Source organism: Providencia sp. PROV109 (assembly GCF_033681625.1).
Classification (GTDB): domain Bacteria; phylum Pseudomonadota; class Gammaproteobacteria; order Enterobacterales; family Enterobacteriaceae; genus Providencia; species Providencia hangzhouensis.
In genome coordinates, this window is the sequence record NZ_CP096320.1 from 3603974 (window position 1) to 3628893 (window position 24920).

The 24920-nt window shown below is 40.1% G+C and carries 22 protein-coding genes and 2 pseudogenes; 17 read left to right on the forward strand and 7 right to left on the reverse strand.

Annotation, left to right across the window (positions count from 1 at the left end; translation table 11 throughout):
• Position 1: 1 nt before the first annotated feature.
• On the reverse strand, positions 2 to 2461 hold the full coding sequence (gene hrpB, locus M1F25_RS16690; protein ID WP_181488491.1) for an ATP-dependent helicase HrpB: 2460 nt from the start codon (positions 2459 to 2461) through the stop codon (positions 2 to 4).
• A 100-nt stretch (positions 2462 to 2561) separates the two neighbouring features.
• On the opposite strand from hrpB, the gene sfsA reads away from it, so the two are divergent.
• From sfsA to panD, 7 genes are all read left to right on the forward strand, one after another.
• Positions 2562 to 3272, forward strand: a complete 711-nt coding sequence (gene sfsA / locus M1F25_RS16695; protein ID WP_112307173.1) for a DNA/RNA nuclease SfsA — start codon at positions 2562 to 2564, stop codon at positions 3270 to 3272.
• A gap of 195 nt (positions 3273 to 3467) precedes the next feature.
• On the forward strand, positions 3468 to 3923 hold the full coding sequence (gene dksA, locus M1F25_RS16700) for an RNA polymerase-binding protein DksA (RefSeq protein WP_004260494.1): 456 nt from the start codon (positions 3468 to 3470) through the stop codon (positions 3921 to 3923).
• Between the two features lie 729 nt (positions 3924 to 4652).
• Positions 4653 to 5999 carry a polynucleotide adenylyltransferase PcnB gene (gene pcnB / locus M1F25_RS16705; protein ID WP_206077539.1) on the forward strand — a complete coding sequence of 449 codons (1347 nt, stop codon included), beginning with the start codon at positions 4653 to 4655 and terminating at the stop codon, positions 5997 to 5999.
• Positions 6000 to 6016: 17 nt separating this feature from the next.
• A complete protein-coding gene (gene folK, locus M1F25_RS16710) occupies positions 6017 to 6508 on the forward strand; it encodes a 2-amino-4-hydroxy-6-hydroxymethyldihydropteridine diphosphokinase (protein ID WP_094960949.1) in 492 nt (163 codons plus the stop codon).
• Positions 6509 to 6566: 58 nt separating this feature from the next.
• On the forward strand, positions 6567 to 7358 hold the full coding sequence (gene panB / locus M1F25_RS16715; RefSeq protein ID WP_036958292.1) for a 3-methyl-2-oxobutanoate hydroxymethyltransferase: 792 nt from the start codon (positions 6567 to 6569) through the stop codon (positions 7356 to 7358).
• A gap of 30 nt (positions 7359 to 7388) precedes the next feature.
• Complete coding sequence (gene panC / locus M1F25_RS16720) at positions 7389 to 8252, forward strand: pantoate--beta-alanine ligase (RefSeq protein ID WP_036958293.1); 864 nt, start codon at positions 7389 to 7391, stop codon at positions 8250 to 8252.
• 236 nt (positions 8253 to 8488) lie between these two features.
• Positions 8489 to 8869, forward strand: coding sequence for an aspartate 1-decarboxylase (panD, locus tag M1F25_RS16725; protein ID WP_036958294.1), 381 nt, complete (start codon positions 8489 to 8491; stop codon positions 8867 to 8869).
• A gap of 176 nt (positions 8870 to 9045) precedes the next feature.
• On the opposite strand, the gene can is transcribed toward panD, so the two are convergent.
• A complete protein-coding gene (gene can, locus M1F25_RS16730; RefSeq protein WP_004260515.1) occupies positions 9046 to 9720 on the reverse strand; it encodes a carbonate dehydratase in 675 nt (224 codons plus the stop codon).
• Between the two features lie 257 nt (positions 9721 to 9977).
• On the opposite strand from can, the pseudogene M1F25_RS16735 reads away from it, so the two are divergent.
• A pseudogene (locus M1F25_RS16735) lies at positions 9978 to 10496 on the forward strand (ABC transporter ATP-binding protein); the annotation flags it as partial.
• Positions 10497 to 10526: 30 nt separating this feature from the next.
• Here M1F25_RS16735 and M1F25_RS16740 read toward each other — a convergent pair.
• Positions 10527 to 11780, reverse strand: a complete 1254-nt coding sequence (locus tag M1F25_RS16740; RefSeq protein WP_135536280.1) for an IS256 family transposase — start codon at positions 11778 to 11780, stop codon at positions 10527 to 10529.
• 89 nt (positions 11781 to 11869) lie between these two features.
• On the opposite strand from M1F25_RS16740, the pseudogene M1F25_RS16745 reads away from it, so the two are divergent.
• The 8 genes and pseudogenes from M1F25_RS16745 to M1F25_RS16780 form a co-directional block, all read left to right on the forward strand.
• Positions 11870 to 12307, forward strand: a pseudogene (locus M1F25_RS16745) (ABC transporter ATP-binding protein); the annotation flags it as partial.
• A complete protein-coding gene (locus M1F25_RS16750; protein WP_004260522.1) occupies positions 12304 to 13074 on the forward strand; it encodes an ABC transporter permease in 771 nt (256 codons plus the stop codon). The pseudogene M1F25_RS16745 and the gene M1F25_RS16750, both read left to right, overlap by 4 nt.
• Before the next feature lie 748 nt (positions 13075 to 13822).
• Positions 13823 to 14368 (forward strand): fimbrial protein, encoded by a 546-nt coding sequence (locus M1F25_RS16755; RefSeq protein WP_004260526.1) that lies wholly within the window; start codon positions 13823 to 13825, stop codon positions 14366 to 14368.
• Between the two features lie 49 nt (positions 14369 to 14417).
• Positions 14418 to 15095: a molecular chaperone gene (locus M1F25_RS16760; RefSeq protein ID WP_165880068.1), complete on the forward strand. Its 678-nt coding sequence runs from the start codon at positions 14418 to 14420 to the stop codon at positions 15093 to 15095.
• A gap of 21 nt (positions 15096 to 15116) precedes the next feature.
• Positions 15117 to 17699, forward strand: coding sequence for a fimbria/pilus outer membrane usher protein (locus M1F25_RS16765; RefSeq protein WP_181488493.1), 2583 nt, complete (start codon positions 15117 to 15119; stop codon positions 17697 to 17699).
• A gap of 14 nt (positions 17700 to 17713) precedes the next feature.
• Positions 17714 to 18736: a fimbrial protein gene (locus M1F25_RS16770; protein ID WP_181488495.1), complete on the forward strand. Its 1023-nt coding sequence runs from the start codon at positions 17714 to 17716 to the stop codon at positions 18734 to 18736.
• A 16-nt stretch (positions 18737 to 18752) separates the two neighbouring features.
• Positions 18753 to 19301: a fimbrial protein gene (locus M1F25_RS16775; RefSeq protein ID WP_161595396.1), complete on the forward strand. Its 549-nt coding sequence runs from the start codon at positions 18753 to 18755 to the stop codon at positions 19299 to 19301.
• Between the two features lie 9 nt (positions 19302 to 19310).
• Positions 19311 to 19856 carry a fimbrial protein gene (locus M1F25_RS16780; protein ID WP_004260545.1) on the forward strand — a complete coding sequence of 182 codons (546 nt, stop codon included), beginning with the start codon at positions 19311 to 19313 and terminating at the stop codon, positions 19854 to 19856.
• Positions 19857 to 19975: 119 nt separating this feature from the next.
• Here M1F25_RS16780 and hpt read toward each other — a convergent pair whose 3' ends face one another.
• Positions 19976 to 20512, reverse strand: a complete 537-nt coding sequence (hpt, locus tag M1F25_RS16785; protein WP_125891608.1) for a hypoxanthine phosphoribosyltransferase — start codon at positions 20510 to 20512, stop codon at positions 19976 to 19978.
• Between the two features lie 126 nt (positions 20513 to 20638).
• Positions 20639 to 22270, reverse strand: coding sequence for a multicopper oxidase CueO (gene cueO, locus M1F25_RS16790; RefSeq protein ID WP_181488497.1), 1632 nt, complete (start codon positions 22268 to 22270; stop codon positions 20639 to 20641).
• A gap of 240 nt (positions 22271 to 22510) precedes the next feature.
• Here cueO and M1F25_RS16795 point away from each other — a divergent pair, with 240 nt between their 5' ends.
• Positions 22511 to 22858: a YacC family pilotin-like protein gene (locus tag M1F25_RS16795; protein WP_096863287.1), complete on the forward strand. Its 348-nt coding sequence runs from the start codon at positions 22511 to 22513 to the stop codon at positions 22856 to 22858.
• A gap of 59 nt (positions 22859 to 22917) precedes the next feature.
• Here M1F25_RS16795 and M1F25_RS16800 read toward each other — a convergent pair whose 3' ends face one another.
• Both M1F25_RS16800 and M1F25_RS16805 read right to left on the reverse strand, forming a co-directional pair.
• Positions 22918 to 23967: an AbrB family transcriptional regulator gene (locus M1F25_RS16800; protein WP_110592266.1), complete on the reverse strand. Its 1050-nt coding sequence runs from the start codon at positions 23965 to 23967 to the stop codon at positions 22918 to 22920.
• Positions 23968 to 24163: 196 nt separating this feature from the next.
• Positions 24164 to 24796 (reverse strand): TetR/AcrR family transcriptional regulator, encoded by a 633-nt coding sequence (locus tag M1F25_RS16805; RefSeq protein ID WP_004260563.1) that lies wholly within the window; start codon positions 24794 to 24796, stop codon positions 24164 to 24166.
• Between the last annotated feature and the right edge of the window lie 124 nt (positions 24797 to 24920).

Genomic DNA, 24920 nt, shown 5'->3' on the forward strand with positions numbered 1-24920 from the left:
GTTATTTCGCACCCATCATCGCTTTTTTTGTTTGTCTCGTTGGCGCAGTATTTGCAGGGTCATCCGGCCATAAATGCTTTGGATAACGCCCTTTCATCTCTTTTTGTATCTCTTTATAGCTGCCCTGCCAAAATACGCCAAGGTCTTGTGTAATCTGCAATGGCCGCATCGCAGGAGAAAGCAAAGAGAGCGTAATAGGAATTTTCCCTTGTGCTACTGTCGGGTTCGCTTTTTCCCCGTACATTTCTTGCATACGAATAGCTATCACTGGTGGCTTATCTAACGAATAGTGAATACTTACATCATGTAAAGATGGCGCTCGATAGGTCTTCGGAAACATACTTTCTAACCACTGTTGCTGCTGCCAATCTAATCGATTGATTAATAAAGAGGCTAAATCAATCTGCTGTAGTTTTTGCTTATTTGTTATGCCATCAAGATAAGGTTCAAGCCATTCATCTAACGAATCTAATAGCGCTATATCATCAAAATCAGGAAAAGCAATATCAGGAAAATGCCGCTTAGCTAGCATGCAGCGAATACACAATTGCAAAGCATCTTCCTGCCAATTTAACTGCTGCAAGCCATTTTGCTTCAACCAATAAACCAGCGCTTGGCAAATCTCAGCCTTATCAGGGTTGCTCAAACGTTCTGATTTCACTACTAATTGGCCACATTGCAAGCGTTTCCAAGCTAATAAGGTCCCTTTTTGTTCATCCCATTCGACCGTTTCTTGAGTGTTAAATAAAGATGGGCAATCTGCTTGTAATCTGTCAATTTCAATAGGATAAGCCAAGGAAATACGCGCATCCGCCATATTTTCGGGTTGCCATAAAGACACCACCATTAACCACGACTCTCCCATTAGCCTATCCGATTCACCCAATATTGCCCCTAAACCACTCGCTAATTGATAGCGATGTTGGTTATCTCGAGATTTCGCAATGCGATCGGGATAACCCACAGCTAACAACGTTGGTAACCACTCACTAATTAGCGCATCTTGCTGGCCAATGGTACTCAACACTTTTTGTTCGCAAAGTGCTGATGCTCTCTTGCACCACCCCTCAGTTGGCCTTTCTATATAATAACGAAGATCCGCATCTTGTTGACGAGGGGGGTCCTCGATAATCGCCACCAGCAACGCAGCTAATTGAATAACATGCTGATTTTGGGTTTGTTGTGCCTTACATAGCATTGCCGCTGTTCGCACTGAACTGCCTAACACCGCCATCTGCTGCCCAAAAGGCGTTAACTTACCAGCCACATCAATGGCACCTAATTGATTAAGTAAATTTTTTGCCGCAGATATCGCAGGTTTCGGGGGTAAAGTCAGCCAATTCAGCTGTGCCACGTCGTGACAGCCCCACTGTAATAAAGATAACCATAAGTTGCTTAGGTCACTTTGTGCAATTTCAGCCTCGCTAAATTGAGTTGCACGTTCAGCTTGCTCTTCACTAAATAAGTGCCAACAAACACCTGCTTCTAAACGGCCTGCTCGACCGGCTCGCTGCGCCATCGATGCTTGGCTGATTCGCTGTTTAATGAGCTTTGTCAGTCCTGTTCGTGGGTTGAACTGACCCACACGTTCAAGACCACTATCCATCACAAGGCGGATCCCTTCAATCGTTAAACTGGTTTCCGCAATATTGGTGGCTAATACGACCTTTCGCATTCCTTCTGGTGCCAGCTGTATCGCCTGTTGCTGAGCCTGTAGAGATAGTGCTCCGTATAAAGGACATAAAAGTATGTCCTCACTTACCATCGAAGCGAGTTCTACTCTTACTTTCTCGATTTCCCCCATACCTGGAAGAAATAATAATAAAGACCCGTGCTCTTGTTGCAATAACTGCCAAGCCGCTAGCGCCACTTCTTTATAGAAGAGTTTATTTGGGTTAATCGGATGATATTCACGTATTACGGGGAACGTACGCCCTTGTGAGGTGATAACTGGAGCATCAGGAAACAACTGATTCAGCCCTTGATTATCCAATGTCGCTGACATCAATAGAATACGTAAATCTTCACGTAAGGCTTGCTGTGAATCAATTAACAAAGCGAGACCTAAGTCTGCCTGTAAATTTCGTTCATGAAACTCATCTAAAATGACTAAGCCAACCCCTTCAAGCATTGGGTCATTTTGCAGTAAGCGGGTCAGTACGCCTTCTGTCACGACTTCAAGACGCGTGTGGCGACTAACTCTAGTTTCAGAGCGCATGCGTAAACCAATGGTATGACCGATATCTTCACCAAGTTGCTGTGCGAGGCGAGCCGCTACTGAACGTGCTGCTAAGCGACGGGGTTCCAACATAATAACCCGCCCATCAATAACCCCACTTTTTAATATTTCTAACGGTAAAACCGTTGATTTACCTGCACCTGTAGGTGCATGAAGCAAAACTTGAGGTGAAGCGACTAACGCGGTAAGTATGTCCTCACAAACTTCGAATATCGGTAACACTGAGGTTATCACTCCATGTATTTAACTTTTACTGTCAGACATTGTAGCATTAGCCTCTTTTGCCAGTAAGCATATTACCGACAACGATAGCGGAGACCCCATGGAATTTGAACCCGCCTTACAACCAGCTACTTTGATTAAGCGTTACAAGCGCTTTTTGGCTGATGTTACTTTACCGAGCGGTGAAGAAATTACAATTCACTGTGCGAATACAGGCGCTATGACAGGTTGTGCTACCCCTGGTGATACCATCTGGTATTCGACGTCCAATAATACAAAACGCAAGTATCCGTATAGTTGGGAGTTAACCCAAACCACAAATGGCCACTTTATTTGCATTAATACCCTTCGTGCGAACCAATTAGTTGCACAAGCCTTAGCCGAAAAACACATTCCAGAATTATCCGAATACAGCGTAATAAAGCCTGAAGTTAAATATGGCACAGAAAATAGCCGAATCGATTTCTATCTCACGCAAAATGGATTACCAGATTGCTTTATCGAAGTAAAATCAGTAACTTTACTAGAAAATAATCAGGGGTTCTTTCCTGATGCAGTGACACTTAGAGGCCAAAAGCATTTAAGAGAGCTCATGCATATTGCGAAAGAAGGAAAAAGAGCCATACTATTGTTTGTTGCTTTACACACAGGTATTCACGTAGCATCTGCAGCGGCACATATTGATAAACAATATGCGCTCTTATTGGAGGAAGCGAGACAAAGTGGTGTTGAAGTGCTTTGTTATCAAGCTGATATAACTATTCAACAAATGGTGTTAAGTAAGCAGATTCACTTTAACTCTATTAAATAAAGTTTTTTTAACCGTTTTTTATACGAGGCCGCAGAGTTCTGGGCGCTAAAAAGGGAATAAACACGCTCGCCCTCACAGCATTACAAAACTCATTGCAGGAACGATTGCCAAGAGCGCAGTCTTCTGCTATTTATAGCGACCTTAATTTTTCCCCCTTGGGGTTTTTGTAAAATTTGCGTGTGTAGGAGAAGCATTATGCAAGAAGGGCAAAAACGTAAGACATCGTCCTTAAGCATTCTCGCCATTGCTGGGGTTGAACCCTATCATGAAAAAGCTGGCGAAGAGTACATGAACGAGGCCCAGTTGGCGCATTTTAAGCTCATTCTCGAAGCATGGCGCAATCAACTCAGAGATGAAGTGGACCGGACTGTTACTCATATGCAAGATGAGGCAGCTAACTTTCCAGACCCCGTTGATAGAGCCGCTCAGGAAGAAGAATTCAGCCTTGAATTACGTAACCGGGACCGTGAACGTAAACTGATTAAGAAAATCGAAAAAACGCTGAAAAAAGTTGAAGATGACGACTTTGGCTATTGTGAATCATGTGGTGTAGAAATTGGTATCCGCCGTTTGGAAGCCCGTCCTACCGCTGATTTATGTATCGACTGTAAAACATTAGCTGAAATTCGCGAAAAGCAAATGGCTGGCTAGTGTCTATATGGAGTCCTGAACGGCGCATATTACTGCGCCGTTACAAGGGAACTCTACATCCTGTTATGTTCAGCTCAGAGCTTATTCCTTGCGTTAGCTATCACATAAAATCTATCCTTCCCGCATCTTTTTGCCAATTGGTTGGCGATAACGTCCTATCGTGCTCTTTTAAGTAAGATAAACATTTACTTTCACGTAATTTTTTACGGAGATAGATTAGGCTGTTATTTAACCCCATAGTTTGAAGTTGAATAATCATCTAACAACAAAAAAGCGCTTAAAATAAGGCTTCTAAACCTATACTTCTATAGTGAGATCGCTTTTTGAGCTATTATTTTGCGTAAATTTTATTGGTAACGTTTATAATTAGAGATGACTTTTATTCGTTTAACCATTCTCAAAGAAACTTCTGTGAGCTATGATTAGCCGCTTATTTTTGTTTAATGAATATTGGTAATGACATCGAGGTGTACTATTTTTAACCGAGTAGCAAATTTCTGCCGTAATATTTTATCTCGCAATACAGACGCATCCCCTGAAGATGTAGAACAACATCGTGATACTTCGCGAGATATACAGGCAGCCGGTAAAAGGCCAGTCACTCATTCTGCTCATGCGCAAACCGCATCTAAAGAGCAGAACACCGCTCAACCCCATAAAACAGCCCCTATTAAAAAAACGGTTCGTCAATCTCAACGTGCCGATTCAACACCTGAGAAGCGCCCTACAATGACAACCGTAAACGACGAAAATATTACTGTTATCCCGCGTTCCGAACACCCTATTTCGCGGAGTGATATTAGTGACAATGCATTAAAAGTACTGTATCGCTTAAATAAAAGTGGCTTTGAAGCCTACTTAGTGGGGGGTGGTGTGCGTGATTTGCTTTTAGGCCAAAAGCCTAAAGACTTCGATATAACTACGAACGCAACACCTGAGCAGATCCGCAAATTATTTCGTAATTGCCGTCTAGTTGGTCGTCGTTTCCGTCTAGCCCATATTATGTTTGGCCCCGAAATTATTGAAGTTGCAACTTTCCGTGGCCACCATGACCAAAATGTGTCAGATGACAAAAACTTATCTGCACAAGCGCAAAACGGTATGTTGTTACGCGACAACATCTTTGGTTCTATTGAGGAAGATGCGATTCGTCGGGACTTCACCGTTAATAGCCTATATTACAATATTGAAGACTTCACATTACGTGACTACGTTAATGGTTTGAAAGACCTCAAAGCTGGCGTTATTCGTTTAATTGGTGACCCTGAAACGCGCTATCGTGAAGACCCAGTCAGAATGCTAAGAGCGGTACGTTTTGCCTGCAAATTAAATATGAGCATCGAGCCGAAAACCGCAGAGCCAATTTACCAACTCGCTCATTTATTGAGAGAAATTCCATCTGCTCGGTTATTTGAAGAATCTCTCAAATTACTCCAAGCAGGCCAAGGTTACGCGACTTATAAAATGCTCAAAAAATATGGTTTGTTTGAGCAACTTTTCCCTGTTGTCGCAAGCCGATTTACTGATAACAGTGATTCGCCAATGGAAAAAATCATTGAGCAAGTCCTCAAAAATACTGATTTCAGACTAAAAAATGATAAGCGTGTTAACCCTGCTTTTTTATTTGCTGTTATGTTATGGTATCCAGTTACTGAGCATGCTGAGAAGCTATCTCAAGAAGGCGGGTTGGCCTATTACGACGCCTTTGCGCTGGCAATGAATGATATATTAGATGAACAGTGCCGCTCGATTGCGATCCCAAAACGCATTACAACCACTATGCGTGATATTTGGTTATTGCAATTACGCTTACCTCGCCGCCAAGGTCGTCGCGCAAATAAACTCATGGAGCACCCAAAATTCCGTGCAGCGTTTGATTTATTAGAATTAAGAGCCAATGTTGAGCACCGCAACGAGTTACAAGAGTTAGCGTTATGGTGGACTGATTTTCAACAAGCGAATAATATCAAACAGCGTGAAATGATTTCGGAATTAGGTAGTGCCCCTACTCGCCGCCGCCATCGCCCACGTTCATCACAAGGTGGAACCGGCGCGCGCCGGCCGAATAAGTCATAATAGATAGAGAGAATACAATGGAACAAGTCTATATTGCTGTAGGAAGTAACCTTGGTGAGCCGCTGCTACAGGCACAGCAAGCTATTGCAGCATTAGATGCTATTCCTAATAGCCGCGTTGTTTCTACCTCTTCTGTTTATCGAACCAAACCATTAGGCCCACAGGACCAGCCAGATTTTTTGAATCTGGCTGTGCTACTAGAAACAAGCCTTGAGCCTGAAGTTCTTCTTAACCATACACAAAAAATCGAACTTGAGCTTGGCCGTGTACGCAAAGAGGAACGTTGGGGGCCACGAACGCTTGACCTCGATATCATGCTTTTTGGTAACCGTATCATCAATACTGAACGGTTAATCGTTCCACATTATGGGCTAAAAGAGCGTGAGTTTATGTTGTATCCGCTTAGCGAAATCGCCCCTTCCCTTGTTTTTCCTGATGGCGAAAAGCTTTCAGAAAGACTCACACAAGTCCCTCGAAATGGCCTAACGTTTTGGGATATTCCAGCCTAAAATGTTCAACCTCTTATGAGGTATGGTCGCAGGGAGATCATTTCCGGAGGTTATTATAATGAAACCAATTTCTCTGGCTGATTTATGTCAGTTTAAAAAAGACAAACACAAATTTGCAACCATGACAGCCTATGACTCAAGCTTTGCTCAATTATTTTATGAGCAAGGTATTCAGGTGATGCTCGTTGGAGACTCACTGGGAATGACGATCCAAGGTGAATCATCTACTTTACCTGTGACCGTCGAGCAAATTGCTTACCACACCCGATGCGTTCGCAAAGGTGCACCAAACGCCTTCATTATTGCAGATATGCCATTCATGAGTTACGCCACACCAGAACAAGCTTGTTCTAATGCAGCAATTTTGATGCAAGCGGGTGCAAACATGGTGAAAATTGAGGGTGGCAGCTGGTTATGTGATACCGTAAAAATGCTAGGAGAACGCTCTGTTCCTGTGTGTGGTCATCTCGGTTTAACACCTCAAGCAGTAAACGTTCTTGGCGGTTATAAAGTCCAAGGACGCGATGAGGTCACGGCAAATCAATTACTCAAAGATGCAATTGCATTAGAAAATGCAGGTATCCAATTATTGGTTCTCGAATGTGTTCCAACTGCCTTAGCAAGTCATGTTTCTGAAGAACTGCTATTACCGGTGATTGGTATTGGCGCAGGAAATGGAACTGATGGACAAATCCTTGTTATGCATGATGCACTGGGTATTACCGCACGAGCGCCTAAATTTGCTAAAAACTTTTTAGCTCAAGCAGGCAACCTTCATGATGCTATTCGTATGTATATCCAAGAAGTGGAAGATGGCATTTACCCAAGTGAAGCACATTCTTTTTCTTAATTGATGCCAGTAATTATAAGGAACACACGTATGCTTATCGTTGAAACGGCACTTATCTTACGCCGTGAAATTCGTCGTTGGAAACAAGAAGGTAAACGTATTGCACTTGTCCCAACGATGGGTAATTTACACGATGGTCACTTAACACTCATTGACCAAGCGAAAAAACAGGCTGATATTGTGATTGCCAGTGTATTCGTGAACCCAATGCAATTTGATAGGCAATCTGATTTAGCCAATTACCCACGAACTTTGCAAGAAGATTGCGAAAAATTAAAGCGTCGTGATATCAATTTAGTTTTTGCACCTTCCCCGCAAGAATTCTACCCTGAAGGGATGGAAAAACAGACTTTTGTTGAAGTTCCTGAGTTATCGACCATGTTAGAAGGCGCAAGCCGTCCCGGTCATTTTAGAGGTGTCGCAACGGTTATCACTAAGCTGTTCAACTTAGTTCAGCCAGATATTGCCTTGTTTGGTGAAAAAGATTACCAACAGTTGCAATTAATTCGCAAATTAGTTTCTGACTTATCATTTGATACTCAAATTGTTAGTGTCCCAACGGTTAGAGCTAAAAATGGCCTAGCACTGAGTTCACGTAACAATAATTTGTCAGCAGAAGAGCTAAAAATAGCGCCTAAGCTGTATCAAATTATGCAACAAGCGGGTGAAAAATTAGTGGCTGAACCTAGCGCATCTGAGGTTATTATTGAAGAGATGAATAATAGCTTACGTGAAGCCAGTTTTACTCCTGATGAGCTATTTATTCGCGATGCAGAGACGTTGTTACCACTTGGTGATTCCAGTAAACGTGCGGTTATTTTAATGGCGGCATGGTTAGGTCAAACGCGTCTTATTGACAATTTACAAGTTGACCTGCAACGCGATATTGCATAAAACAATAAGACTTATAACACTATCACAGCAACCATCTTGCTGCGTTGCTAAGCCTGTTGCGACTTATATACACGTAGTCAACAACGCTGCAGTTTTGAAGGCACTATGATTTTATTCAAAGTCATTCAGATTGCAGCTAGGCGGCAAGTAAGTGAGTCCCTAGGGGCATACATAAGTATGTGACTAGGGCGAACGCACGTAGTCAACAACGCTGCAATTTGAAGGACGAAGAAGAAATGTTAAGAAGAATGTTACAAGGCAAACTCCATCGCGTCACAGTCACACAGGCAGACCTACACTACGAAGGGTCATGTGCGATTGATCAGAACTTCATGGATGCTGCTGGGATCCTTGAATATGAAGCCATTGATATCTATAACGTCGATAATGGTGAGCGTTTTTCAACCTACGCGATTTCTGGTGAGCGCGGTTCAAAAATTATCTCAGTTAATGGTGCTGCTGCACGCCGTGCCGCGGTAGGCGATAAACTCATCATTTGTTCATATGTACAAATTGACGATGAAGATGCGCGCACGCATAAACCGAAGGTTGCTTATTTTGATGAAAACAATGTCATGAGCAGGGTTGCTAAAGCAGTGCCTGTACAAGTCGCTTAATATAAGAAAGCACCATTCTATAGCGCTTGAGATTGTTGATAAAGCGGGATAAATACCTATTTTTCCCGCTTTGTTTTATCTGCCCAACGTTAATAAGTTGTTTTTTAGGGTTTTACTTTCAAAGCTTGCTCTAATTGCTGATGACATAATAGGTTTACCAGCAATCAGAGGGCAATTTAGCAATCCTTTTTACTTAAATTATTTTTTTGCGTTAATGTCGCAATTGCTTCACGGTAACAAAGTTCAAGTTTTTCTCTGCTATCCGCCGTAATATGAAGGTCTTGCAATCGGCCATTGTTAATACCGTAGACCCAGCCGTGGATCATGACTTTTTGACCGCGTTTCCACGCTGATTGCATAATGGTAGAGTGGCCTAAATTATAAACTTGTTCCACAACATTTAGTTCACATAAACGGTTAAGTCGCTCGCAAGGTTTTAATTCACCTAACATAGAGCTGTGTCTGTACCAAATATCACGTATGTGTAATAACCAATTATTGATTAAGCCGAGTTCGGTATTATCAACAGCCGCTTCAATACCACCACAACCATAGTGACCACAAATAATGATGTGCTCAACTTGTAAGACATCAACGGCATATTGAATAACAGATAAACAATTAAGATCCGTGTGGATAACTAAATTAGCAACATTACGGTGAACAAAAAGGTCGCCAGGTGCTGCGTTAATTAGCTTTTCTGCAGGTACTCGACTGTCTGAGCAGCCTATCCATAAGAATCTTGGCTTTTGCGCTTTTGATAATTCTTTGAAGAATTCAGGATCTTGCTCTTTTACTGATGCTGACCATGCTTCATTGTTAGCAAACAGTTCTTCTATTTTTCTCATCATGACTTATAGCCTAATTGTGTTACTTTGCGATAAAATCTTATACAGCATTTATTGATTAATTAATAATTAGTTATACTAATTTTAATGCCCTTATGATGAACCTCTCCTTTAGACAAAACAACCCTAAATTAGTAACATATTGAATTATCTTAGATAAATTAATTATCTCTTTTCTGCATAACATAGGACAGAAAAAAGTGGCATCATTAGGATATATTGCCGCCAAACTATCTTAAGAATAAAGGTTTTTTTTACATATGACATATGCACTTGAATTATCGCAGTTAACCAAAACCTACCCCGGTGGTGTAAGAGCCTTGCGAGGAATCGACTTAAGCGTTGAAGATGGCGATTTTTATGCTTTGCTAGGACCAAATGGTGCAGGTAAATCAACTACAATCGGGATTATCAGCTCATTAGTGAATAAAACGAGTGGGAGTGTAAAAGTTTTTGGTTATGATTTAGAAAAGCAAGTTGTACAAGCAAAACAACAACTTGGTTTAGTGCCTCAAGAATTCAATTTCAACCCTTTTGAGACAGTACTACAAATCGTCCTTAACCAAGCGGGTTACTATGGAGTCACTCGTTCAGTTGCTGTAGAACGTGCCGAACAGTATCTGACTCAACTTGATTTATGGGAAAAACGCAATGAGCGTGCCCGCAATCTATCAGGTGGAATGAAACGCCGTTTAATGATTGCTCGTGCTTTAATGCACCAACCAAAATTATTAATACTCGATGAGCCAACAGCAGGAGTGGATATCGAGTTACGTCGTTGAGTTATGGTCAAATCTGGTGTACGAGCATCAGGCGGTTTTCCTGTCTGACTGCTCCATTACTTGTTCGCCGTCTTGGAATTTAACGTTATTGACCACGAGGGTTAGCAGTTGAAATCCTTTCAGGCGGTTCCAGCGCTTCTGCGCTGATTGCAGCAATTTATAAACCATTGCTAGGGTTGTGTTTCTTGAACCGCAGTTGCGGGTTTTGCTGGTTCTTAAACGTACTGTAGCGAAGGCAGATTCAATTGGGTTGGTGGTGCGTATACTCACCCAATGTTCTGCTGGAAAATCGTAGAAAGCCAACATGCTCTCACGGTCTTTAGCTAAGCATTCCATTGCGCGTGGGTACTTAGCAGTAAACCTTTCCAGCGCTATATCAAAGGCTTTATGAGCCTTCTCACGCGTCTCTGCCATCCAGATATCATGCAGTGCTTCTTTTACTTTGGGTTGCACTGCCTTGGGCAGTTTGTTGAGCACATTGGCCGTCTTATGCACCCAGCAACGTTGCTGTTTGGTCTGCGGGTATACTTTGCTCAGAGCCTTCCAGAAGCCCAGAGCGCCGTCAGCTGTTGCCAGCTTTGGGCAGGTCGTAAGCCCACGCGCAACCAGGCCATTCAGCAGCTCAAGCCAGCTGGCTTCGGACTCGCGATAGCCTTCTTCAACAGCAATCAGTTCCTTGCGGCCATGCTCTGTCACGCCCATCACCACCAGCAAGCACAAACGGTCATCGAGGCGGACGTTGCTGTAAATACCGTCAACCCAAAGGTACGCGTAGCGCTTGTCACTCAAATCGCGCTGTCGCCACTCTCGGTGCTCATCAATCCAGCGTTCCTTGAGCCTGGAAATGGTGTTAGCTGACAGACCTTTGGCATTCTCACCCAGCAAGGCTGCAAGGGCTTCTTGGTAGTCTCCAGTGGAAATACCTTTGAGATACAGCCACGGTAATAACTCTTCAACGCTGCGGGCACGCTTGAGGTATGGCGGTAGCAGTGCGCTGGTAAAACGAATACCAGAGCCGCTACGATCACGCACTTTTGGCACCTTGATATCAACATCGCCAATGCCCGTTTGGATGCTGCGCTCAGGCAAATAGCCGTTACGCACCACAGCTTTGCGGCCATCGGGTAAACGCAGTTCTTCATGAGCTTGCAGCAGTTGCTGCAGCTCTACTTCAACTGCTTGCGCAATGAGCTGACGAGCACCATTACGCAATAAAGCAGTTAGCACATCAGTGCCAGTTTCATCTGGTTGTGAAAGAACATTCAGGGTAATATTTGTCATGGCGTATCGCTCTACTGTTAATTATTTCTTGGAGGAAACAATCAACAGGATACGCCACCCTCTTTTCCCCTCATACACCACAAATGACTATAGCTCTACGTCGTTCTATGTGGACATTTTTGAAGAATCTAAACGCTCAAGGGACGACAATCATTTTAACAACTCACTATTTAGAAGAAGCTGAAATGCTGTGCCGTAATATTGGTATTATTCAACATGGTGAGCTAGTTGAAAATACAAGTATGAAACAACTACTTAGCCAACTAGAATCAGAAACTTTTATTTTTGATCTAATGCCCAAAAGTCCTGTTCCTCAATTATTAGGGTATGAATCTCGTTTGATAGACACATCAACACTTGAAGTGGATGTAAAAAGAGAGCAAGGCCTAAATAGTGTTTTTAGCCAATTCAGCGAGCAAGGTGTACAAATTTTAAGTATGCGTAATAAAGCGAACCGTTTGGAAGAGTTATTTGTTAATTTAGTCAAAAAAGAAAGCCATGCGGCCGAGAAGGAGATTGTAAAATGATCTCATTGTACTGGGTAGCATTAAAAACTATTTGGATAAAAGAAGTCACTCGATTTGGTCGTATCTGGGTACAAACCTTATTACCACCAGTCATTACAATGTCACTATACTTTGTCATTTTTGGTAATTTAATTGGCTCAAGAATTGGTGATATGGGTGGTGTGGACTATATGCAATTTATAGTTCCGGGGTTAATCATGATGGCAGTTATCACTAACTCTTACTCTAATGTCTGCTCTTCATTTTTTGGTTCTAAATTTCAAAAGAATATTGAAGAGTTACTGGTTGCACCTGTTCCAACACACATAATTATTGCTGGTTTTGTTGGTGGAGGTGTTGCTCGTGGGATCCTAGTTGGTTTTTTAGTCACGTTAGTGTCACTATTTTTTATTCCACTACAAGTCCATTCATGGGTTATGGTTGTAGTAACCTTGTTGCTAACCGCTATTGTATTTTCACTTGCTGGGCTATTAAATGCAATTTTTGCTAAGACGTTTGATGATATCAGTATCGTTCCTACTTTTGTCCTAACACCGTTAACTTATTTAGGTGGTGTCTTTTATTCGCTATCCTTATTACCGCCAGTTTGGCAGGCTATATCTAAATTAAACCCTATCGTGTATATGATTAGTGGATTTAGATATGGATTCCTAGGTATTGCAGATGTATCAATCGCAATTACTCTTGGTGTACTGATGATTTTCTTGATAGTTTTTTATTTACTAACTTGGTATTTGATTGAACAAGGTAGAGGGTTACGCAGTTAATTTAGCCTAGATTATAAATAATAAAAAGGTCATATCTATCGTTGTCATTCAGCTAATTAGATATGGCCTTTTATTTTTAAGTAAAATCACTTAATCAAGCAAAGAATATTCTCGATAAAAAATCAAAACTAAAGTAAATTTAATAAAAAATTATATATTAAAGAAAGTTTACTACCCCTTTAATTTAAACCATAAATAGTTTCTTATTGAAAACATTAAAATTCATGGTCTTATCATTCATTTTATTTACCTGAAAAAGGTAAAAATAAAAAGGTGATTTTATAGCACTGCCAGATCATATCTTATGAGTTCTTACATCTCCCCTACAGCAAATAAGCTTTAAACACCTTAAATGCCAACTTTGGAAATTTTTAATACCACTCACCCCGTATAATAAGAATATTAGCCTGCATATATCCGTTAAATTATATTTCAAACGAAATACAATGTTACAGTTACTTAAATAATATTTAAATTTAATTTTAATATGATTGTTATCGTTAACAGTTAAGAAAATGTCAATTTATTGGATTATTCATCTATATTATTAACTTAAAAGTGTTATTTAAAGGTTAAACATCGCAATCTAAGTAAAATACTTAAAATTACTCGTTTAATGGATTTACTTTAAAAACACTAATATAATTTTGATGTGTGAAATATATGGGATAATAGTTATTAAAAAATAACTTAGTCATCTAACCTGAATATAATTAATGATTCTTTACTAGATAGATAAGAGGTTCCTATGATTTTTAAAAAGTCAGTATTAATGGCATCAATTATTATGGTTTCATTATCAAGTGTGGCACATGCTGCAATTGATAGCGGTAATGCTAAAGGCACCATAAACTTCAAAGGTCAATTTATTGATACGACTTGTACTATTGAAGTTAATAATACAAACAAAAATGAAGGTGTAGTGCAACTTGGCACTTGGATGACTAACACCTTCGATAAAGTCGGTGAATTAACTGATGCAGTTCCTTTAACAATAGGCTTGAGTGGCTGCCCTGCAACATTAGCACGTGCTCGCGTCACCTTCGGAGGAACCGCACACCCAGATAACAACCAATTATATGCTGTCAATGAGGCTGAAGGTGTTGGTATTGGTATTTCTGGTGATGTTAACGGAACAAATTTCTATACTCCAGACACAGAAGCTGATGGTATTGATTTGAAAGGTAATAGTGGCGAAAAAACATATTATGCGCGTTACGTTACAACCGCAAATGAAGTTACTGCTGGTAAAGCAAACGCTGACGTTACTGTCACTATTCAATATAACCAATAGTTCACTGAATTAAGGGAACATTCGTTCCCTCTTTTTATAGGGGAAAATTTTGAAAAAGCATCTCATTTCATTAGCGCTTTTATTTATGACGACTCTTAATGCAAACGCCAGTGTTATTTTAGGTGGCACTCGTGTTATTTATGAAGGCAATAAGAAAGAAGCTTCAATTTCAGTGAGAAATGATGACAAAACACCTTATCTTGTACAATCTTGGGTAAATAATTTTAATAATAATGATAAGCAAAAAGTACCGTTTACTGTAACTCCTCCACTTTTTCGCATTGAACCTGAATCAGCCAATGCTATTCGAATTGTTTTAACAGATTCTCAGTTACCCTCTGATAAAGAATCAGTTTATTGGCTAAATGTTAAATCAATTCCACCATCTGACCCAAATGCAACAAATAATTTAACGATTTCAATTAATAACAAGATTAAATTATTTTATCGCCCTGCAGATTTACCAACAGCAGAAGCATTAATTGCGTATGAAAAATTAACCTTTAAAAAACAAGGAAGCTATTTAAAAGCAAATAATCCAACGCCTTATTATGTTTCATTCGGGGAGTTGAAGGTTGGTAATAAAGAAATTGCAGAACCAGGCATGGTCCCTCCTCTGGGCGAAGCGTCATGGAATATTTCGGGAACTCAAGCAAACCAAGTTACTTGGAGTGCAATTAATGACCATGGAACGATAACGAAAGCGAAAACTCAGACATTAAAATAATCAGTTGGAAGAACATTCATTATGCGCTGCATTTCAAGAAAGCAACATCCATTAAATCGTCATTATGACGCGATAACCGATTTGCATAATGGGGTAACTTATTTTCGATTAAAAAAAATATGTCAGGTAGTAACTGCAATAATTTTGGCTGGAATAAGCATTAGTCATGTATCTGCGGAAGATTATTTTAGTCCTAGCTCACTCAGCGTCATTGATGGCCAAAATATTGCAGATCTACCTAATTTAGACCAGTTTGCTAACCCTGGAGGCCAGTTAGCGGGAGAATATCATGTCGATATTATCGTAAATGGTATTTTAATGGATTCTAAGGTTATCGAATTTGTTAAGGATGATAAATCAAGCCAATTAATTCCACGCATAACAAAAGAAGAATTAGCACTTTGGGGAGTTAAAGTTAATTCTATTCCAGCATTGGCTGCACTTTCTGCTGGGCAATATATAGGCCCAATAGGCGAATATATACCCGAGGCAAAATCTACGCTTGAATTGAATCAACAGAAGCTGAATATCTCAATACCTCAAATTGCTATGAATAAACAAGCATTAGGTACTGTTCCCGCTAGTCAATGGGAAAATGGTGTTCCTGCTTTAATCTTAAATTATTATTATAGTGGTTCAAACAATTGGAGTCGTAATAACGCCAAAGATACAAACTCTCATTATTTCAACCTTCGTAGCACTGGAAATCTAGGCCCATGGCGTTTAAAAAACTATTCGACTTATACGGATAATAGTGGAGAACGCGAATGGAAAAACATTGAGACTAGCTTAGAAAGAGGGATTAATTTCTTAAAATCTCAATTAGTGATTGGTGACACCGCGACACCAAGTGAGATTTTTGATGGTTTTCAATTCCGTGGTATTCAATTACAAAGTGATGAATCCATGCTACCTAGTTCAATGAGAGGTTTTGCTCCCATTATTAGGGGAATAGCTCAAAGTAACGCAGAAGTTACGATTAAACAAAATAACTATGTTATTTATCAATCCTATGTCTCTCCAGGTGCATTTGAAATTGATGATTTATACCCAACAGGGACTAGCGGTGACTTAACCGTTATAATTAAAGAAGCGGATGGTTCTGAACGCTCATTTACTGTTCCGTTCTCATCAATTGCTATTATGCAGCGAGAAGGGCAACTCAAGTATTCATTAACGGGGGGAAAATATAAATCTAATGCCTCCGGTGAAGTAGAACCTGATTTCCTGCAAAGTACTTTTATTTATGGGTTACCAAAAGGTATTACTGGGTATGTTGGAACTTTACTATCAAAAAATTACCAATCTTATGCGATAGGAATGGGAATTAATTTAGGTAGTTTGGGAGCACTATCGGCTGATGTTACACAAGCAAATAGCCAAAATTTATTAGGGAAAGAAGATACCGACAGTGGGCAGTCATATCGTTTTCAATACTCCAAAAACGTGACCTCGACTGGTACATCTGTAACTTTAGCTAACTATCGTTACTCAACGGAAGGTTTTTATTCATTCAGTGAAGCTAACAGTAATCAACCTAAAATATATCGCGATAATAAAAAAAATCGCTTTCAAATCTCACTAAATCAGTCACTAAATGAATTCGGTAATATTTATTTTTCTAGTTATCAGCAAGATTATTGGAACCGTTCGGGTAAAGAACGCTCATTAAATGCAGGTTATAACAAAAGCTTTGATGGGATCACTTATAACTTTAATTACAGTTATTCTGATAGTGCTTATCAACGTAAAGCTGATAATTACTTCTCTTTTTCAGTTTCTATTCCACTTAATAATACATCCGGCAATTACACATCGATAAATAGTAGTATTACAGCGGATAACAGCGGCAATGCAGACGCAATGATGGGAGTAAGTGGTACTCTTGGCGAAAAAAATAATATTAATTACGCTGTTCAGCAGTCATATGGAAATAAAGAAACTCGTGGTAGTGGAAATGCCTCGGCATCTTATCGAGGAAGTTACGGTGTTGCTAATGCGGCCTATGGCTATGATAGATATTCACAGCGAGCAAACTATGGTTTAACAGGGGCGATTGTTGCTCATCCATATGGTATCACTTTAGCCCAGCCTATCTATGATTCTTTCGCGATTATTCGAGCTCCGGGGGCGGAAAATGTGCAAGTTTTAAATCGAGCTAATATTTCAACCGATTCTCGAGGTTACGCAATTGTGCCTTATCTCAACCCTTATACTAAAAATGAAATATCCCTCAACATTGACTCTTTACCTGAAAATGTTGAATTAAAAACCAATACAGTTAATGCGGTACCAACAAAAGGCGCCGCAATTTTGGCAAGCTACCAAACTCATGTCGGTTACCGATTATTATTTAATGTTACTCATAATGGAAAACCAGTGCCTTTCGGTGCAATGGCCCAATTCGCTCAAAGTGATGACCAAAATATGAGCTCAGGTATTGTCGGTGATAATGGTGATGTGTATCTCAGTGGGATGCCAGAGCAAGGGCGGCTACAAATTAAATGGGGTAAAAACCAAGAAGATCAGTGTATTGCCGAATATAAATTAACCGCTGAACACTTGAAGCATCATTTACCCATATTGCCCGTCAACTGCCAATAAAATAGGTTTTGAATATGAATATAAAACAAATTATTGCTTTGGTTGGTATTACCTTGTTTTCATTTAACGCGCTCAGTGTCGGGCAGTTTCGTATCAATTTAGGGGATTTAGAAATTGATACGGCAGCTCATAAACTTCCCCGTGAAGCGATATTGGGTAATGGCTGGAAGCAATTTGAATCTACAGGGAATCAAGAATTATGTGTTGCTGAAGGGCCGGGAAACTTTAATTTTACTCCTCAAGTAAATAGCCAACCCGTAGGAATGGTGATTAATGATGGATCAGGGAGTTACCCCGTTTTTAGCACTGGCATTAATGGCGTGGGTTATGTCATGGCATTAAGGCAAAAAGGAACGAGCCAATGGTATCCATTAACAGGAAATAATAGCGAAATTAGTGCCATTGATGGCTCATCATCGCTACAACTTGAAACACGAATGATGTATGTCAAAACCGTTCAAGGAGATATTGAAGGAACGGATAAAGCTGTTACACATTTTAATCCAGTCAAAGTGCAATGCAGTGGTGATATGAATTGGATCTCATCAGTAGGGGAAATATTGCCTGCATCAACATTGATTTCATGGGCACAACGTACTTGTGCAGTTTCATCAGTTCGACAATCGGTCGACCTCGGCGTCCATGACATCGCTAAAGTTCGCTCGTTAAATATAGGAGATACCTTTGGCCATGCTCAACAGTCGATTACGATTAACTGCCCTGCCATCATGTCTGTAGCCTACACCGTAGCTGATAACTTGCATCCAAGTAATATAAATACAGATATTATTTATTTAGAAAATGAAAGCGAAAACCCTGGGTTTGCGGTGCGAGTATACGAAGCGGGTCAATCTTCCCCATTGAAATTAGGAGGAGACCGTACCTTATCCAACAATTATGTCTATTCCTTGCTGGATAAAGCAAGTCTGAGCCCCATTGTCACAAAAACATTTGAATTCAGATATGTCAAAACATCAAATGAAGTGAAGGCAACTCATGGTAATGCACAGGTTACGGTTACCCTTGTGTATAAATAATCAAGGGTCATTATTTATGAAACATAATTTAAATCTATTTGTACTGTTTTTTATATCTCTAATGCCAATGAATGTGATGGCTGTGGATGCCTATATCAAGGTGAATTTCACAGGTTCGATTAAAGGTGAAACGTGTAGCATATCTTCTGCTGCGCAAGGTGTTGATTTAGGAATGTGGTTTTTAGAAGGTGATGGAAGCAACTTCCCTCGTAACTCAGTGACGGATTGGGTGGAATTTGATTTGGTTTTTAATTGTTCAACAGTAAATCGACAAGTGAGTGGCGCCTTAGAAGGAACTCCTGCTGCGCTAGATAGAAAGCTATTTGAGTTGGATCAGACTGAAGGTTCAGCGAGCGGAATGGCAATTCAAGTTGAAGCTTATTCGCCTGAGCGCAAACGTTGGGAAGCAAAAAATGCAAATGAAGTCAGCACATTAATTAGTGCGGCTGGGACAGCCTCAGGAACTAATACAGTTCAATTGCGTGCGCGCTATAAGCAATTAGCAAATAGCGCAACACCAGGTACGGCAAATGCCTCTATTACATTCGTTGTACGAAATAATTAAGGGGAAGCAATGAATAAAAAAACTCAATATGCAATTCATTGCTTTGTAATAATGACATCATTATTTTCTTTTAAATCATTCGGTTATGATGCCGTTTTTAATATTACAGGACGAGTATCTTCTAATACTTGCTCCGTCCAATCATCAAGAATACAAAATGTTCATCTTGGTGATTATACTATTGGCCAGTCTGGCTTTGGTAGTGGTGTCAACACGCAAAGCAAAGATGTGAGATGGCAGATTGATTTTGATTGCGATAAAGACACTAAAATTAATATTGCTCTTCAAGGACGTCAATATTCAGGTTCTAACACAGTTCTAGATATAGATAACTCTTCTGATAGAGCCAGAGGTGTTGGAATAAGAATAGAATACAGTAATGACCGAACGCTGTGGTATAGGATGGGAATAGGTGGCCGTGGTACTTTGGTTTCCCCGTCAAATGTTGACGGAAAACTATCGATATACTTTAACTCGTATTATATACAAATGGAAAAAACGATTCTTCCAGGTAAAGCCAATGCGACTATGGACGTAGAAGTGACTTACGAATAATAAATTGCAAAGTAGGAAAAGCGCCCTACTGTGGCGCTCAGTATACTGCTAACCTATACTATCTAGCTACAGTAAGAAGGACCGCTAAACGCGGCTCTTCTTTATAAGGTCACCAAATATTAATCTTCAAGTAACGTTACATGACCAATATAAGGCAGATGACGATATTGTTGAGCGTAGTCGATACCGTAACCCACCACAAATTTGTCTTCAATAGAATAACCAATCCACTCAACAGGAACCTGCACTTCGCGACGTGAAGGTTTATCCAGTAATGTACAAATAGCGACAGATTTAGGGCCACGTAATTCGAAAATTTCACGAACTTTATTTAAAGTATTACCAGAGTCGATAATATCTTCAACGATTAATACGTGTTTATCACGGATATCTTCGTCCAAATCTTTGACAATTTTAACATCACGGCTCGATGTCATCGCATTGCCATAACTTGAAACAGTCATAAAATCGACTTCATGAGGAACATCAATCTTACGGCATAAATCAGCCATAAAAATAAATGAACCTTTCAGCAAGCCAACAAGGACTAATTCACCATCAAGCTTTTGATAATGAGCACTAATTTTATCAGCTAATTCACTAATTCGTTGAGCAATCTCTTCTTCAGAGATCATCACTTCAAGGGTATGTTTCATCTTCTATTACGCATCTATGGGAATGGAAAGCACGTAATTTTAACATAGGCAGCACGCATATACTAATAAAGGAAAATACAGTGCTAAAATTTCACACTGCATTTTCTCTGAAAATAAATAATGCTGTTAACTGACAGTGAAGCCCAACATCATTCCTGTATCTTCATGCTCCAAAAGATGGCAATGGGCCATATAAGGGTGCTGTTGAGTTGCAGGGTGTTTAAACTCGACTAAAATTTCACTCACCTGCCCTTCCACTTTAACAATATCTTTCCACCCTTGGCGATGAGGTGCTACGGCTTGGCCGTTTTCTTTTAGGATACGAAAACGTGTGCCATGGACGTGGAATGGGTGCAACATCATATCGCCACGCCCTGAAACGACCCAAATTTCTTGCTGATTCATAGGGGCATTGAATGCGGGATGCGTCATTGAGAAAACTTGCCCATTTATAGTATTCGCACTATGAATATCCAAACCATCAGAACCTGTACCACAGTGGCCGCCACTTCCCATTTTGCCATTCATATTTCCATGATTCATATTTCCATGGTTCATATTACCTGCATTCATGTTACCGTGGTTCATATTCCCCATCATTGCACCATGACCGCCCATGTTACCCATGGCTTGGTCGCCATATTTTTCACGTAACATCATCATGCCTTGCATGTCCAAACGCATATCCATCATTAAGTGGAAACGACGGCGATTTAAGCCAGCAAGAGAAGGAATAGCAGACATTGCTGCAAGTGTTGATGGTAAGTCACCTTCTCCCTTCGTCAACGTTGTTTCAATACGCAGTACTGGCAAAGGCTGGTCAAATGGTGCGATCGTCATACCCATTTGCCCGACAGGTAGAGTTACCAAATCGAATGCACGACCATCGGAGGCATCAATTAATACTTCAAAACGCTCTCCCATCAAGATAGGTAATTCTGTTACCGCAATCGGCTCGGCTAATAAACCACCATCACTCGCAACGACATACATTTTACGTCCATCACTGGTGGAAATATTTAAACTTCTAGCATTACAGCCATTCAATAACCTTAAGCGCAGCCAACCTTTCGGGGCAACATGTTTAGGATAAACAGCACCATTCGTTAGCATGATGTCACCGAACCACCCCACAGCCGCACTCATCACATCAAGCTGGTAATCAATTTGCCCATCATCTTTTAAGCGTTTGTCTTGCAAAATGACAGGAATATCATCAACACCCCAATCGCTTGGTAAGCCGTGTTTTGTGCTGTCATCATCTTTAATTAATACAAGACCAGCTAACCCCATCGCCACTTGGTAACCGGTTTTTCCATGAGTATGAGGATGGAACCAACATGTCGCTTCGCTTTGATTTACCGTAAAATTCACTTTACGGCTTGTATCTGGTTGGATTATCGCTTGAGGGCCGCCATCTTGCTCACCTGAAATCTCTAAACCGTGCCAATGAACCGTGGTGTCTTCTGCCAGTTTGTTAATAATATTGATATTAACATTTTGTCCATTTTTCAAACTAATTGCAGGGCCTAATAAATTACCGTTATAACCCCATGTCGTCGTTTGCTTTCCTGGAACAAATTGCGAAACGCCCTGCTGAATAACGACCTGAATGTTGCCTTGCGCATCAGGCTCCAATAAGGGTGGAATCGCTAATGTTGGATAATTTCCTGCTGCTACCGCGATGCGGCTCCAAATAGGCAGCGCACTTGCAGCATATGTGATAGCACTTAACTTAAGAAAATCGCGACGTAGCATTGATAACCTTCCTTTTATTTATCAAATCGATAATCATCAGTGGTGTAATTTATGACAAATTACACTTTCGAAGCAAAACATGGTTTAATGGAGGTATGATAAAGCTTCCCCTTACAGGAAGGTCAATAAAGCCACTCTAAAAATGTGGGTTTATTACATGGATTTAAGAAAAATATAGTTGACTAACAATTCTATTCTTATGCTAACGTAACTTGACATAGAAAACAGATAGAATAACGAATGCGCAAATTTATATTGATGTCATGCTTAATGACTCTGTTAGGGATAACCAATTCTGCCAGAGCCCTTTCCAACAACGAAGCTGAAGATCTTGCTGATCTCACGGCTGTTTTTATTTATCTAAAATATGATTGCGGGTATTCACAAATCCCAGATAGAGAAATTGAACGTGCCATTGTTTACTTTGCTAAAAGTAACAAATGGGACCTTAGCAACTATAATGCGGAAAAAATGACCGCCCTTAACAAAGAAAGTTATAGTGACCTAAAAGGGATACCACTCACCACTGAGTTTAAATGCCAGTCCCTTGCACGGGATTCTCTTGGCCTCTTTGCTTACGTCAAGTAAGCTGATAAGAAAGCCCATCAAGAAAACATGCCAAAATATCGCCTGCATGTTTTCTTTCTTTACTCTAAATTATTCTTTCTTTTCTGCCTTCTTTCTTGCCAAAACAAAGCTATCGATGGAATACTTTGAATAATTACCATCCTGATAATATGGTTTGACATAACAAAGCCTGCATCTAAATTCATGGTAATTGCTGCGAATGTCATCGCTTCCATACTTCCTGGGGCCCAAGCTAACAGTAACACCGAAATATCATAGCCTGTAATCCAAGATGCAAATACCGTGATAAGAAAAGTCAGCACGATATTAACCACCACGACTTGAGCTGAAGAGTATATATTTTTAATCAACGAGGAAAGTGGGAACACAATGAAATGGTTACCAATGTTCATCCCAATCAATACCATACTAAGTTCAGTCAACATCAGTGGAAAATTCAATGGGATATCAGCCCAACCTTGAATGAGTGTTGCCGCCGCTAATGACGTCAACATAAAAGGCGCAGGAACTTTTAAACGCTGTAAAATGGCCCCTGAAATCACCCCAACAGCAATAATAAGCAGTAGCCATCCCGTTGAAATTAATGTCAATTCTGGCAATTCTATTATCGGTTGTGGGTCACCATCACTGCCAACAACAATTCCTGCTAATAAGATAAGAATAATTAAGCGAATTGTATGGGAAATAACAATTTTCTGAGGCGGTGTATGGGTGTGGTCTGTTAATGCGAGGATTGCCGCCATAGCACCGGGTACAGAGCCAAGCATTGCCTCTTGTTTTGTCCAACCGACTTTCCGGTAAAACCAAAAAAAACTAAACGAAAATTGCACAGCCAAACAAACAACCAACATCAATAATAAAAGAAATAAATTGTCCGCTTCATTAAGAGATACTTGATTGAACATCAAGCCCACAGAGGTTCCCAACGTGACTTGAACAAAACTAATGGTGTGTTTAGGAATTGCGAAGGAAATACCAAAACGATGAAAAATGATAATGGCAATGATCGGGCCAAACATCAATGCAAGGGGAACTCCTAGGTAAGTAAGCCCGCCACCGATTAAAGCACAGATGGAAATCCCACCTATCATTTTTAATAATTTCTTCATATGGTATTAACCATTAAGTCTTTTTATATCCCTAATTTATATCATATTATTTAAGCCATATAGCTTTAGTTTTTATTTATTTATCACCCTAGTGATATCCACCAACATTTATCTATTTATTAGGTTTTGATCTTATTATTTTAACTTGGTCTGAAAAAATCTTTTTAACTTAGATTGACACGGTACAGTGAAAAATTTATTTCCTTCTCTTTATGTTATCAGCATGAGCTTGGTTCATAACCGCTTTGGACATCCATTGTGCTAATTGTGTTACTTGTGCATCATCCATTTTCCAAATATCTTTTAGTACTAAAAATATTTCAGAACCATAAATAACAGAAAAAGCACGAATCACTTTATCAATAATTTCTTGCGGATATTCTGATTTCATTGGCGATGTGACCATTGCAAGAATTTCTTTACGATTACCGCGTTCTAGACGCTTATCTTTAATGCTTTGTGGAGCTGCTCGCCCCTGTGCCCACTGCTGTAATGATACTTGCAGCGCGGCTCGTAAAACACCTTCATGTTCAAACATACGTGGAAAAGCATAGGTTAATAGCTCGTCAATACGCTCTTCGGTTTGCTCACTTTGCGGGCGCCAAGTTAAAATAGGACCTAAACTTTCATTAACCGTTGCAGTAATTAAATCGGCTTGTGTCGGAAAATAACGATAAGCTGTCGCACGAGAAACTCCCGCCTCAAGTGCCAACTCAGAAACAGAAGGCATCGCCCCTTTTTCAAATAAATCTAAAGCCGTCTTAATCAACAATACATAGGTTCGTTTTCGTGTCCCTTTGTATTCTGAATGTGAATTAGTTTTAGACATTAATTTATCCTTAAAATACTGTCACTTACTATAAAATGAGTTAGAGCTCATGAAAACATATAAGTGTGAATAGGTAAATGCACTTGGTTGATGATTTAAAGAAATTATTCATAAAGGTGATTTA